Genomic DNA, 13,059 nt, shown 5'->3' with positions numbered 1-13,059 from the left:
TACGATGCATCGAATCCTTTCTTCACAGGAAATCATCGATGGACCGCATGACCAGCCTGCGCGTGTTCCGCGAGGTCGTCGAGGCCGGCAGTTTCGTGGCGGCGGCCGAGCGCCTGGGCCTGTCGGCGCCGATGGCCAGCAAGCACGTGGCGCAACTCGAGAAATCGCTGGGCGCGCGGCTGCTGCACCGCTCCAGCCGCCACCTGAGCCTGACCGAGGCCGGCACCGCCTGGTACGAGCAGAGCCGCCGCGCGCTCGACCTGCTCGATGCGGCCGAGGCCGCCATCGGCCAGACCAGCGACACACCGCGCGGCCAGCTCAAGGTGAGCGCGCCGGTGTGGTGCGCCACGCCGCGCTTTGCGCGCGTGCTGGCCGACTACCGCGCGGCGTACCCCGAGGTGCTGGTCGACATGCACCTGGAAAACCGCAAGGTCGATCTTGCGGCCGACGGCTACGACCTGGCCTTGCGCGCCACGCAGGAGCCCTCGCCCGCGCTCATCGCGCGGCCGCTGTGCCGCGTGCCCTTTCATCTCACGGGCACGCCGGCCTACCTGAAGCGCCACGGCGCCCTGCCCGCGGTGCCGGCCGACCTCGCGAAGCTGGGCGCGATCGTGCCCAGCTACGTGAACCTGGACAACCTCGCGCTCAAGGGGCCGGGCGGGCGCATGTTCCCGCTGCGGCTCACGCCCGCGATGCGTTCGGACGACACCACGCTCACGCTGCACGCGGTGCGCGCCGACATGGGCATCGCGTACCTGCCCGTGTGGCTCATCGACGACGACCTGGCGCAGGGCCGGCTGGTGCGGCTGCTGCCCGCGTTCGAAGCCACGCCGGTCACGCTGTTCGCCGTGTACACGAGCCGGCAGTACATGTCGCCCAAGCTGCGAACTTTCATCGACTTCCTGAGCGAGCGGCTGGGAGGCATGGAAACAAAGGCAGCACGGGCCGACGACACCAAGACACGACGCAGCTGAAGGCTTGCTGAAGGCACCGGCCACGAACGCACCTTTTCGGGGCAAGGTCATGCCTGCAGGGCTACATTCGAAGGCTCTGCTGGAGACCGATTCCTTGTTCCGCTTTTTCGAAAAACTCCTTCCCCCGTACCCCGCCGCCGAACCGACGCTGCCGCCCCAGGGCTTCTTTGCCTTCCTGTGGGCCTGCACGCACGGCGTGCGCGGCAAGATCGCCGCGATGGCGGTGCTCACCGCGGTGATGTCGACCTTCGAGGCCGCGCTGTTCGCGATCCTCGGGCGCATCGTGGACTGGCTCGGCGGCCAGGTGCCGTCCAAGCTGTGGGCCGAGCGCGGCGACACGCTGCTGTGGCTGGCCGCGTTCCTGGTGATCAGCATCGGCGTGGTGGCACTGCAGACCATCGTGAAGCACCAGACGCTGGCAGTGAACCTGCCGATGCGCCTGCGCTGGAACTTCCACCGCCTGATGCTGGGCCAGAGCATGGCCTTCTACCAGGACGAGTTCGCGGGCCGCATCACGGCCAAGGTGATGCAGACCGCGCTGGCCGTGCGCGAGACCGTGTTCGTGCTGGCCGACGTGCTCGTGGCCATGGGCGTGTACGTGGCCACCATGATCATCCTGGTGGGCGTGCTCGACGCGCAGCTGGTGTGGCCCTTCGTCATCTGGCTGGCGCTGTACATCGCCTCGCTGGTGTACTTCGTGCCGCGCCTGGGCAAGGTCGGCAAGGCGCAGGCCGACGCGCGCGCGCTCATGACCGGGCGAGTGACCGACGCCTACACCAACATCGCGACCGTCAAGCTGTTCTCGCACACGCAGCGCGAGGCCGGCTTTGCGCGCGACGCGATGCGCGAGTTCATGAAGACCGGCTACGGCCAGATGCGGCTGGTGAGCGCCTTCGAGATCGTCAACCACACGCTGAGCATGGGCCTCACGGCCGGCATGGCGGGCATGGCGCTGTGGCTGTGGTCGCACGGCACGGTGGGCGTGGGCGCGGTGGCCGCCGCCACGGCGATGGCGCTGCGGCTGCAGGGCATGTCGCACTGGATCATGTGGGAGATGACCAGCCTGTTCGAAAACATCGGCACGGTGCAGGACGGCATGAAGACGCTGTCGCGCCCGCGCACGGTGCTGGACGCGGCCGATGCCGCGGTGCTCGACGTGCCGCGCGGCGAGGTGCGCTTCGAGCAGGCGAGCTTCCGCTACGGCGATGCGGGCCGCCGCGTGATCGACGACCTGAACCTCGTGGTCAGGCCCGGCGAGAAGATCGGTCTGGTCGGCCGTTCGGGCGCCGGCAAGTCGACGCTGGTGAACCTGCTGCTGCGCTTCCATGACCTGGAAAGCGGCCGCATCCTCATCGACGGACAGGACATCTCGAAGGTCACGCAGGATTCGCTGCGCATGCACATCGGCATGGTCACGCAGGACACCTCGCTCATGCACCGCTCGGTGGCCGACAACATCGCCTACGGCCGGCCCGACGCGACGCTGGCGCAGATCGAAGCCGCCGCCAGGCGCGCCGAGGCGCACGACTTCATCCAGACGCTGGGCGATGCGGGCGGTCGGCGCGGCTACGAGGCGCACGTGGGCGAGCGCGGCGTGAAGCTGTCGGGTGGCCAGCGCCAGCGCGTGGCGATTGCGCGCGTGATGCTGAAAGACGCACCGATCCTGCTGCTCGACGAAGCGACGAGCGCGCTCGACTCCGAGGTCGAAGCCGCGATCCAGCAGAGCCTGTACACGCTGATGGAAGGCAAGACCGTGATCGCCATCGCGCACCGGCTCTCGACCATCGCCGCGATGGACCGGCTCATCGTGCTCGACGAAGGCCGCGTCGTCGAAGAAGGCGACCACCGCACGCTGATGGCCCAAGGCGGCCTGTATGCGCGGCTGTGGGCGCACCAGAGCGGCGGCTTCCTGGGCGACGGGCTCGAAGAAGACGAAGCCCTTCGCGCCTGAGCGGGCTCCTTCGTGAAACACCGCGGAACCGGCCTTGCCGGGCCGCAGGTGTTGCCCCCGGAAGGGGGTTGGCGCAGCGACACGAAGTGCGCGAAGCCTGGGGGAGAGCCTAGCTCGGCGACGTGCCGGCCTCGTACAGCGCGACGTACTCACCCGACGGCGGGATCGGCTTGATGATGTCGATCAGCACGCCGTTCGGGTCGCGCGTGATGAAGTGGCGCTGGCCGAAGGCCTCGTCGCGCAGTGACAGCAGGATCGGCAGGCCGGCCGCCTTCAGGCGCTCGTGCACCGCGTCGGGGTCTTCCACCTCGAAGTTCAACAGCAGCCCGCCCGCCACCTGCCCGCGCGCTTCGGCGGGAATGGTCTTGTGCGTGCCGTCGAGCACGGCGAGGTTCACCGAGGCATCGTCCGCCAGCTGCAGGTGCACATACCAGTCGGTCGTGAACAGCGACACGAACCCAAAATGCGCCTGGTAGAAGGCCGCGGTGCCGGCCACGTCGTTGGTCATGATCACCGGGTAATAGCTCGTCACTTTCATGGGGTGGCTCCTTCTTGGATTAAACATACAAACTGCATGTAAGTTAAATATTAATCCACAAACAGACTGCATGTAAATTAGGGTCATGGCCAAAACCCCGGCACGCACCAACCGCGAACGCACCGAAACCACCCGCCTCGCGCTGACCGAGGCGGCCCGCACGCTCTTCGTCAGCAAGGGCTACGGTGACACCTCCACGCCCGAGATCGCCATGGCCGCCGGCATCACGCGCGGGGCGCTGTACCACCACTTCAACGACAAGCGCGACCTGTTCCGCCAGGTGCTGCTGCTCGAGGCGCAGGCGGTCGCGGCCGACATCGATGCCGCCACGCCCGACGAGCTCGGCCCGCGCGAGGCCCTGCTCGTGGGCAGCGAGGCCTACCTGAAGGCGATGACGGTGCCGGGGCGCACCCGGCTGCTGCTGATCGACGGGCCCGCCGTGCTGGGCCTGGCGGAAATGATGTCGATGGACGACGCCACCTCGGCGAACTCGCTGCGCCAGGGGCTGGCGCGCGCCGGAATGGGCCGGGGCGAGGTGTCGCTCGACGCCCTCGCCCGCCTGCTGTCGGCCGCCTTCGACCGCGCGGCCCTGGAGATCGATGCCGGCGCCGATGCCGCCAAGGTGCGGGCCGCCATGCTGTGGCTGCTGGAGCAGGCGCTCCCGCCCAGGAGAAACTAGACCGCGCCTCGCCCGCCCATGCGCACGGGCCACTTGGCGACGGTGCCACGCTGCATCGATTCGAGCGTGGTCTGCGTGAACACGTTGATGCTCACATGCCGCGCGAGGTAGTGCTCCAGCACCAGCCCCAGCAGGTACGGGCTCGTGCCCGAGAACCCTTCTTCATCGACGCTCAGCGTGCACTGCACGCCGCGCCCGTAGATCAGCGGCCCCGCGCCCGGCAGGCGCCGCGTCACGGGTTCGATGCGCGAGCCGACGAGGCAGTCGATCTGCCGGCGCAGCACGTCGTTGTCGGCGGTGACGAACAGCCGCAGCATGTCGCGCAGCGCCTGCGCGCCTTCGCGGTGCGGCATGTCGGCCAGCGGCAGGTGGTTGAAGCCCAGCTGGCGGATCAACCGCCACGCGATCTCGCGCTGTGCGAACGGCGACTTGGGCGTGCTCGGCGCACGGATCAGGCCCACGGCCGACACCGGGATCGAATCGGCCACCGCGAGGTCGGCCTGCCCGTTGCGCGGCACGAGGCACGGCAGGTCGCGGTTGGTGAGCATCGCCTTCACCGACAGGTAGCGCAGGCTCTCGGGGTACGGTGCCTCCTGCTGGTCGACCAGCGACAGAAACACCTCGGTGCCGATGTACGGCGTGCGCGTGCCGTACTTGCGCGCCGTTTCGGAGACCAGCCGCGGTTCGCGCCGCACCGAGAAGTAGCGGCCGTGGTTGCCTTCGTCTTCGTTGAGCGTCTGGTAGAGCGGGCGGAAGTCGATCTCGGCCGTGGTGCGCGCCTGCTGGCCGGCGATGCGCTGCACCGAATACACCTCGAAATCCATCGGCCGTGAACGGTCGGGCACGAGGTGGAACTCGGTCTGCGCGCTGTCGAGTTCAATGCGGTCGGTCCGCCGCTCGAACAGGTTGACCACCGGCGTGCTGAACAGCGCGAACTGCGCCGCATCGACCAGCGCCCCCAGCGCGCCGGGCGGCTTGCTCAGCAGCACGACGATCTCGACCTCCTTGCCGGGAATGCGCGCCAGCCCCGGCGCGAGCTGCGTGAGCGTGAAGAAGTAGAAGCGCTCGGGGCACGCGAAGTATTCGTGCAGCAGGTTGTGGCCGTGGAAGGTGTTCCACGCCAGCGGCAGCAGGCCTTCGCCCGGCCCCAGCCCTTCGTGCACCAGCGCGCCTTCGGTCACGACGTGCGGCCGGTCCATCAGCTGGCCCGGCTCGCCAATGAAGGTCGCGACCGCCGATGTGTGCAGCAGCTCGAACAGGTGCGACGCCACCTGCTCGTTGCCGCGCAGGTAGATGGGCAGCCGGTCGAGCCCCGACAGTGCCGAGAAGCCCATCTCGCCCACGATGCGCAGCCGCAGGCGCAGCGCGCCCGTCACCTGCACATGCGGCGGCACGTAGCGCTCCAGCGCCGGGATGTCGGGCGGCGCGCCGGTGAGACGCGCTTCGACGATCTCGAAGGGCCACAGCGTCACGTCCTGACTGGAGCGGAACTCGCACGGCGTCTGCTCGCCCGCGGGCACGCGCGCGTGGAAGGCCGTGCCGCGCGGCACCACGAAGCCGCGCGTGAAGTCGCCCTCCTTCACGCTGGGATGCAGCTGCGCCACGGCCATCGACGGCGTGGGGCTCAGGTAGTTGGGGTACAGCACCTCGAGCAGGCGCTGCGTGAAGCGCGGAAATTCGGCGTCGAGCTTGATCTGCATGCGCGCCGACATGAAGCTGAACGACTCGATGAGCCGCTCCACGTACGGGTCGGCCACCTCGATGCCGTGCATGCCCAGGCGGCGCGCGATCTTGGGGTGCGAGGCGGCGAACTCGCTCGCCGCCTCGCGCATGTAGACGAGTTCCCGGTTGTAGTACTCGAGGAGTTGCGGGTCCATGACGGTGAGCCTTCCCTGGCGTGGTTGAAGTAAAGGAGAAATGAAAGACAGACAGGCTTCAGTCCGCCGCGCCGACGATGCGCATGCGGTTGGTCTCGAGGTCGACCGCGCTTTGCACCGTGAAGGCCAGCGGGTACGGCTTCAGGTGAATGAGCGCGCGGATCTCGAACAGCAGCACGTTGTAGGCCTCGGCCGCGCCGTCTTCCTTCATGAGCGGCACGACCTGCACGCTGTCGGCAATCAGGCGCGGCTCGTAGTCGTGGATGGCGCGGCGGATGATGCGTTCGATGTCCGCCCACTTGCGCTCCGACAGGTAGCTGCCGGCCAGCGGCGGCACGCCGTAGTTGACGGTGGAAGACGCCGCGTCGGCATGGCGCACGCGGTCGATCAGGTCTTCGGCGTTGGTGGTGTTGAACAGGAGGGCCAGGTCGCGCTGGATGATCTCGCGCATCCGGGCCGGCGTGGCCGTGTACTCCGACGGCAGCTCGGTGGTGCGGCTGGGCGCCTCGTCGCGCAGGCGGTCGAACAGCGTGGGCAGCAGCTGCGCGTTGACGCGCGGCGCGGCGGGTGCATCGGGCCCGCGGGGCGCGCGGGCGCCGGGGTGCGCGGGGTGGGAACCTGTGAACGGGGATTGCTCGGTGAGCCGCATGACCTGGCCTTTTCTGGAAGGGGCAGAGTCTTGCGTGGATGCCCGCCGCTCATTGCAAACAATGGTCACACAGCGGGGTCGGGCGCGCACGCGCACGCCCGCACCGGGCATTTGTCGTCGCGTTCACGCTTCGCAAGTCCTACAGCACGCACCGTCTCTCGCCGACACCCACGTGCCGATGGGCGGCCGATGCTGGGTCATCGCCAACCACAAGGAGCCTTCGCGTGAATTCCATCATCTACATCGTCGGCCTGGTCGTGGTCGTCGTCGCCGTGCTGTCGTTCTTCGGCCTGCGCTGAAACCGCAAGCGCAGCGCCACGGGGCCGTTCGCGGCCCCGTTTCTCTTGGGCAGGCCTTCTGCATGCGCCGGGCATAATTTGCGCGCCCCGCCGCCGCTTTGCTGCGCCGGGGCGTCATTGGCGAAGAAGAAGGGACCCTGTTGATCACCACCACCGCGCTGCGCGCACCTGCTTTTCCGGATGCGGTGATCACCGAGGCGGTCCGATGGACCGAACAGAACGGCCCGCTCGACGACGCGTCGGCCCTTCGCACCGCGGCCTCGCGCGCAGCCGACGGCCCCACCCGCATCGTTGAACGCGCCCGCCAGCTCGGCGAGCGCATGGGCCTGCAGGCCGAACTCGCGCGCGGCCGGCAATGGGCACCGTGGGTGCTGCTGGCGCTGGTGGCGCTGGTCGTGATCGCGGGGCTGGGCCTCGCCGGCCAGGTGGTCGGCGGCAACGACCGCCACATCAACGTGATCGTCGCGCTCGTGAGCTTGCTGGGCCTGCACGCGCTCACGCTGCTCTTGTGGCTGGCCGGCCTGTGGTTGCCGTCGGGCACCTTCGGCACGGCCTCGCTGGGCTGGCTGTGGCTGTCGCTCACGGCGCGCGTGGCGGGCGGCCAGCGCGGGCAGGCGCCGCAATTGGTGCGCGCGGCCACGGGGCTCTTGACGCGTGCGCGTTTGCTGCCCTGGGCCTTCGGGCTCGTGAGCCACGGCATCTGGGCGCTGTCGTTCGCCGTGGTGCTGGCCGCGATGCTGTTCGCCCTGGCCTTTCGCAGCTACACGCTGAGCTGGGAAACCACCATCCTCGAACCCGCCTTCTTCGTACGCGTGGTGCAGGCGCTGGGCTGGCTGCCGGCGCAACTCGGCTTTCCCGTGCCCGATGCGGCCACCGTGCAATCGGCCACCCCAGTCGCCGCGGCCCAGCGCACCTGGGCGCTGTGGCTCACCGGCTGCATCGCGGTGTACGGCCTGCTGCCGCGCCTGGCGCTGGTGCTGCTGAGCGCCGCCGTCTGCCGCCATCGCCGCCCCGCCTTGCAGCCCGACTGGCAGGCGCCCTACTACCGCAAGCTGCTGGCCCGTTTCGCCGCGCTGGCGCCACCCGCCATCGTCGATGCCGACCCGGGCCGCGCGCACCCCGCCGCACCCACCGGCCTGCCGGCCTCCGAGCAGCACGACGGCCTCTTCGTCGTCGGCTTCGAACTGCCGCCCGACCTGCCCTGGCCGCCCGCCGGCTTGCCGGCATCGGCGGTCCGCATCGACGGCAGCGCGCCGGCGCGCCGCGCACTGCTCGACCAGCTCGCGCAGGTCCACCCGCGCACCGTGCTGCTGGTCTGCCATGCGGCCTCGAGCCCCGACCGCGGCACCGAGCGCTTCCTGCGTGAGGTGCTGACGCATTGCGGCGAATGCCGCCTCTGGCTGGCCGACGCGCCCAACGCCGCCGCCACGCAGCGCTGGCGCGACTGGCTGCGCGACGCAGGGCTCGCCCATGTGGTCGCGAGCGACCGGCTCGATGCCGTCTTCACGGAAGGCACCGCGACCGCATGACCTCCCCGACCCCGATCCGCATTGCCGTCGTCGGCCACACCAACGCGGGCAAGACCTCGCTGCTGCGCACGCTCACGCGGCGCGTGAACTTCGGCGAGGTGTCGCAGCGCCCGGGCACCACGCGCCATGTCGAGTCGGTCGATCTCGAGGTGAACGGCCAGCCGGCCGTGCGCTTCCTCGACACGCCGGGCCTGGAAGACGCGGTCGCGCTGCGCGAGCACCTGGCCGGCCTCGACGCCGCCCAGCAGGCCACGCCGCCCGAGCGCATCCGCCGCTTCCTGCAGGGCCCCGAGGCGCACGGCGTGTTCGAGCAGGAGGCCAAGGTGCTGCGCGCGATGCTCGACATCGACGCCGCCTTTCTCGTGATCGACGTGCGCGAGCCGGTGCTGCCCAAGTTCCGCGACGAGATCGAGCTCCTGAACTCCTGCGCGCGTCCGGTGCTGCCGGTGCTCAACTTCGTGCGCGATGCCGCCAGCCGCGAGCCGGCCTGGAAAGAACTGCTCTCGGCCTACGGCCTGCACGTGCAGGTGCGCTTCGATGCGGCGGCGCCGTTCGTGGGCGCCGAGCACGACCTCTACAACGACCTGGCCACCCTGCTGCGCGACCGCCGCGACGCGCTGCGCGGCGTGGTCGACGCGCTCGATGCCGAGGCCGACGCGCGCCGCCAGTCGGCCTGCACGCGCATCGCGGACCTGCTGGTCGATGCCGCGGCCATCCGCCGCACCGTGCCCGCCGCCGAGTTCGCCGACGCCACGCGCCGCCAGGCGCTGGTCGCCGGCGTGCAGAAGGACGTGTTCGACAAGGCCCAGCGCTGCACCGACGACCTGCTCGCGCTCTACGGCTTTCGCCAGGGCGACGCCGACGAAGCGCCGCTGCCGATCATCGAAGGCCGCTGGACGCTCGACTTCTTCAACCCCGAGGCGATGAAGGACGCGGGCCTGCGCCTGGGCAAGGGCGCGGTCATCGGCGCGGCCGTTGGCGTGGTGGCCGACCTCGCGGTGGCGGGGCTGTCGCTGGGCGCGGGCGCGGCGCTGGGCGGCGCCATCGGCGGTGCGGTGTCGCAGGGCTGGGGGCCGCTCGGGCGCAAGCTGGCCAACAAGCTGCGCGACATGCACGAGCTCACGGTGGAAGACAGCGTGCTGTTCACGCTGGCGGCATGGCAGCTGCAGCTGGCGCAGGCACTGGAGCGGCGCGGCCATGCGGCCGTCGAGCGCATCCGGGCCGAGGCCCCGTCGGCGGACGAGGACGACACGCTCATGCGTGCCGCCGCGGGCGCGGTGCGTGCGGTGCAACCAGCGCGCAGCCATCCCGAATGGGAATCGACCGGCGCCCTCACGCGCAGCTTCTGGCGCCCCGCACCGCAGCGCGAGGCGCTGGCCGGCACGCTGTCGAGCGAACTGCGGCGCGCCTTCGACGCCTGACGCCGGGCCTCAGCCCGCCACTTGCTCTGGCGTTACTTTCGCCAATGACTTGTCGACAAACGCCCCCAACCGCGTCTGCACTTCCCCGCCGGTCTGCACCACCGCCGCCATCAGCGACTCGGCGAACATGCCGTCGGTGGCCGACATGTCGGCGATGCGGCTGATCGACGTGACCATCGCGTAGTTCGACAGTGCCGCGTTCTTCGCCACGCGCTTGGCCAGCACCATCGCGGCACGCAGGCTCTCGCCGGGTGCGGCGATCTCGTGTGCCAGGCCCAGCGTCTTGCCGGCGCGGGCGTCGAGCACGCGGCCGGTGAGCATCATCTCGACCATGCGGCCCGGCGTGATGATGCGCGCCACGCGCACCGTCGCGCCGCCGCCCGTGAAGATGCCCTTCTGCCCCTCGGGCAGCGCGAAGTAGGTCGACGGGTCGGCCACGCGCACGTGCGTGGCCGCCGCCAGCTCCAGCCCGCCGCCGACCACCGCACCGTGCAGCGCCGCGACCACCGGGATGCCGCCGTACTGGATCTTGTCGAAGGTGCTGTGCCAGCGCTGGCACACGCGCATGAAGTCGACCGCCGTGCGTTCCTTGTCATGGTGTTCCTTGAGGTCGAGCCCGGCACAGAAATGCGGCCCCGCGCCGGTCAGCACCACGGCCTTGGCCTCGCGCGGCAGTGCGGAGAACACGGCGTCCAGCGCGGCCAGCGTGGCCTCGTCGATGGCGTTGCGCTTGGCGGGACGGTTCAGGGTCACGACGGCGACCTCTTCGTCCATGTGCAGGGTGACGTTCCGTTCGATCACGGCAGGGCTCCTTGGGTTGTTGCGGGTTCCGCCACCGGAATGGGGCGCTTCAGGGCTAAGATAGCCCTAGGCGCCGCGCCATTGCTTGCAGATCGCGCCCATTCATTTGCAGATTCCGCCAACCGTCGTTTGAACCCGTCATGCCGCCAGAGCGCGCTACCGTCGCCGTCAGCTTCCTGCAGCACCTGCTGAGCGGCGCACGCCGCCAGCTCAGCCCGCGCGACATCGACCTGCTGGCCGCGCAGGCCGGCCTGTCGCCGCAGCTGCTGCGCCAGGACGGCGCACGCGTCACGCGCGAGCAGTTCGTGCGCATGTACGAGTGCGTGTCGCTCTTCATGGGCGACGAGATGCTGGGCCTGTGGTCGCGCCCGATCCGCGCGGGCGCGCTCAAGTACCTCGGGCTCAGCCTGCTCGACGCGCCCTCGCTCATGGTCGCCATGTACCGCTTCGCGCGCTTCTGGAACCTGCTGCTGGACGACCACCGCCTGCGCATGACGCGCGCCCACGGCGTGGCCACGATCGCCATCGCGCCGCACCCCGAAGCCGCCGCGCGGCCCACCACGCCCTTCGGCCATGCGCTGATGGTCAAGCTGATCCACGGCGTGGCCTCGTGGCTCATGGGGCGGCAGCTGCCGGTTCTGGGCGTCGGCTTTGCGTTCCCGCGCCCCGCGCGCTTCGACGAGTACGCCAACCTGTTCCCGGGCCCGCTGCAGTTCGAGCAGGACACATCTTCCGTGCGCTTTGCCGAACCGGTACTGCGCCAGACCTTCCAGCGCACGCGCGCCGAGCTGCTCGACTTCGTGCGCCGCGCGCCCGACGACTGGATCTTCGTCACCTTCGACCACGGCACCACCAGCGCCACGGTGCGCGAGTTCGTCGCCGCGCACCTCGCCTCGGATGCCACGCTGGGCGCGGCGGCGCGCGCGGTGCACATGTCGGAACGCGCGCTGTCGCGCCAGCTCGCGGCCGAGGGCACCAGCTTTCGCGCACTGAAGGAAGAGGTGCGGCGCGACCTCGCGATCCAGCGCCTCGTGAAGACGCGCGAGCCCATCGACCGCATCGCCGCCTCGGTCGGCTTCGACAACACGCCGGCCTTCCACCGCGCCTTTCGAACGTGGACCGGCAGCACGCCGCGCGGCTACCGGCAGCGGGCTGGTTAGTTCGCTGCGCCGGCCAGCGCCTGCAGCTTGGCGAAGTCGCCTGGCCGCGCGCCCATCTGCTCGGGCGTCGAGCGCTTCGTCACGCGCTCCAGCAGCGGCAGGCGGTTGACCGGCTGCACCGTCATGCCCTTGCCGCGCAGGAACTGCTCGTCTTCGAGCTCGCTGGCGATCACGCCGACGTTGGTCCACTTGGCCGTGTCGGCCAGCGTCTTCTCCACCATGGCCTGCTGCGCCGGTGTGAGCCGGGCCCAGGCCGCCTTGCCGATGACGATGCCCAGCGTGTCGTAGATGTGGCCTGTGAGCTGCACGTACTTCTGCACCTCGTACAGCTGCTTGGCGCGCACCGTGCCCAGCGGATGCTCCTGCGCCTCGACCTCGTTCTTCTTGAGCGCGCCGTACAGGCTGTTGAACGGCAGCGACACGGGCTTGGCGTCGAGCGCGGTGGCGAAGAGCTGGTAGGCCGCGGCGTCGGGCACGTACAGGCGCAGGTCGCGAAAGTCCTCGGGGCGTTGCAGCGGCTTGCCCGAGGTCACCTGCCGCGCGCCGTAGTAGACCGACGCGACCATGCGGTTGCCGCTGCGTTCGTTGTAGCCCTTCATCAGGTCCGCGAGCAGCGGGCTGGCGAGGTACTTGCGCACGTGGTCCAGGTCCTTGAAGGCGAAGGGGTAGCTGCCCAGGCCCAGCGGCGGATAGCCCTCGGCCAGCGTGGCCTGCCCGACGTAGGCGATCTGCATGGAATCGTTGGCGAGCATCAGCGCGTAGTCGCGCTCCTGCCCCAGCTTCGAGGCGGGCACCACCTCGATCTTGATCTTGCCCTCGGACTGCTCGGCGATCTTGCGCGCCGCCAGTTCGGCCTGCTGGTGAAAGATGCTCGCGGGCTCGTAGATGTGGCCCCACTTGAACTGCTGCACTTGCGCACAAGCGGCAGCGGCGCTCCCCACGGCGACGCACAGGGCAGCAGCCCGGCGCCACGACATCAAACTTTTTTTCATCGGCAGTCCCTCACGGTGAGAAGGCCCGCCGGCGCGGGTGCGCCAAAGCACGCGGCGGGTGTCGGGAATGCGTCCCGGCCGCTGAATGTAAACATTTGCAACCAGAATCCAGACAGGGTTTGCCCGGTCACGGGGCAGTCATGGGGGTTGCCTAGGATCGCGGGCGCCCGACGCGCCCACTCCATTCCA

The 13,059-nt window shown here is 69.8% G+C and carries 11 protein-coding genes; 6 read left to right on the top strand and 5 right to left on the bottom strand.

Features of this window, described 5'->3' with window-relative positions; all coding sequences use genetic code 11:
- The first annotated feature begins 38 nt into the window (after nt 1-38).
- Complete coding sequence (locus AC07OH_RS03405) at nt 39-974, top strand: LysR family transcriptional regulator (protein ID WP_495299586.1); 936 nt, start codon at nt 39-41, stop codon at nt 972-974.
- 94 nt (nt 975-1,068) lie between these two features.
- Nucleotides 1,069-2,925, top strand: coding sequence for an ABC transporter ATP-binding protein (locus AC07OH_RS03400; protein ID WP_495299585.1), 1,857 nt, complete (start codon nt 1,069-1,071; stop codon nt 2,923-2,925).
- Between the two features lie 109 nt (nt 2,926-3,034).
- Here AC07OH_RS03400 and AC07OH_RS03395 read toward each other — a convergent pair whose 3' ends face one another.
- Nucleotides 3,035-3,463, bottom strand: coding sequence for a VOC family protein (locus AC07OH_RS03395; RefSeq protein WP_495299584.1), 429 nt, complete (start codon nt 3,461-3,463; stop codon nt 3,035-3,037).
- 85 nt (nt 3,464-3,548) lie between these two features.
- Between AC07OH_RS03395 and AC07OH_RS03390 the strand changes: the two genes are divergently transcribed.
- Entirely contained in the window at nt 3,549-4,142 is a 594-nt protein-coding gene (locus AC07OH_RS03390; protein WP_139706177.1) for a TetR/AcrR family transcriptional regulator, read from the top strand.
- Here the strand turns inward: AC07OH_RS03390 and tssF are convergent.
- Both tssF and tssE read right to left on the bottom strand, forming a co-directional pair.
- Nucleotides 4,139-6,019, bottom strand: coding sequence for a type VI secretion system baseplate subunit TssF (tssF, locus tag AC07OH_RS03385; protein ID WP_495299583.1), 1,881 nt, complete (start codon nt 6,017-6,019; stop codon nt 4,139-4,141). The two genes, AC07OH_RS03390 and tssF, sit on opposite strands and share 4 nt — an antisense overlap.
- Nucleotides 6,020-6,077: 58 nt before the next feature.
- Nucleotides 6,078-6,668, bottom strand: coding sequence for a type VI secretion system baseplate subunit TssE (tssE, locus tag AC07OH_RS03380; RefSeq protein ID WP_495299582.1), 591 nt, complete (start codon nt 6,666-6,668; stop codon nt 6,078-6,080).
- A 439-nt stretch (nt 6,669-7,107) separates the two neighbouring features.
- Between tssE and AC07OH_RS03375 the strand changes: the two genes are divergently transcribed.
- The gene (locus tag AC07OH_RS03375; protein ID WP_495299581.1) at nt 7,108-8,496 is read left to right on the top strand and encodes a DUF2868 domain-containing protein; all 1,389 of its coding nucleotides are present in this window, start codon (nt 7,108-7,110) and stop codon (nt 8,494-8,496) included.
- Complete coding sequence (locus tag AC07OH_RS03370; RefSeq protein ID WP_495299580.1) at nt 8,493-9,917, top strand: GTPase/DUF3482 domain-containing protein; 1,425 nt, start codon at nt 8,493-8,495, stop codon at nt 9,915-9,917. The genes AC07OH_RS03375 and AC07OH_RS03370 overlap by 4 nt, the downstream gene beginning before the upstream one ends.
- A gap of 9 nt (nt 9,918-9,926) precedes the next feature.
- On the opposite strand, the gene AC07OH_RS03365 is transcribed toward AC07OH_RS03370, so the two are convergent.
- Nucleotides 9,927-10,718, bottom strand: a complete 792-nt coding sequence (locus tag AC07OH_RS03365) for a crotonase/enoyl-CoA hydratase family protein (protein WP_255221122.1) — start codon at nt 10,716-10,718, stop codon at nt 9,927-9,929.
- 140 nt (nt 10,719-10,858) lie between these two features.
- On the opposite strand from AC07OH_RS03365, the gene AC07OH_RS03360 reads away from it, so the two are divergent.
- Complete coding sequence (locus AC07OH_RS03360; RefSeq protein WP_495299579.1) at nt 10,859-11,878, top strand: AraC family transcriptional regulator; 1,020 nt, start codon at nt 10,859-10,861, stop codon at nt 11,876-11,878.
- On the opposite strand, the gene AC07OH_RS03355 is transcribed toward AC07OH_RS03360, so the two are convergent.
- On the bottom strand, nt 11,875-12,870 hold the full coding sequence (locus AC07OH_RS03355) for a sialic acid TRAP transporter substrate-binding protein SiaP (RefSeq protein ID WP_495299578.1): 996 nt from the start codon (nt 12,868-12,870) through the stop codon (nt 11,875-11,877). The two genes, AC07OH_RS03360 and AC07OH_RS03355, sit on opposite strands and share 4 nt — an antisense overlap.
- Between the last annotated feature and the right edge of the window lie 189 nt (nt 12,871-13,059).

Source organism: Variovorax sp. GW821-FHT10C12, assembly GCF_059415405.1.
The sequence above is the reverse complement of the archived record's forward strand: the minus strand, read 5'-3'. Positions and strand labels throughout refer to the sequence as shown.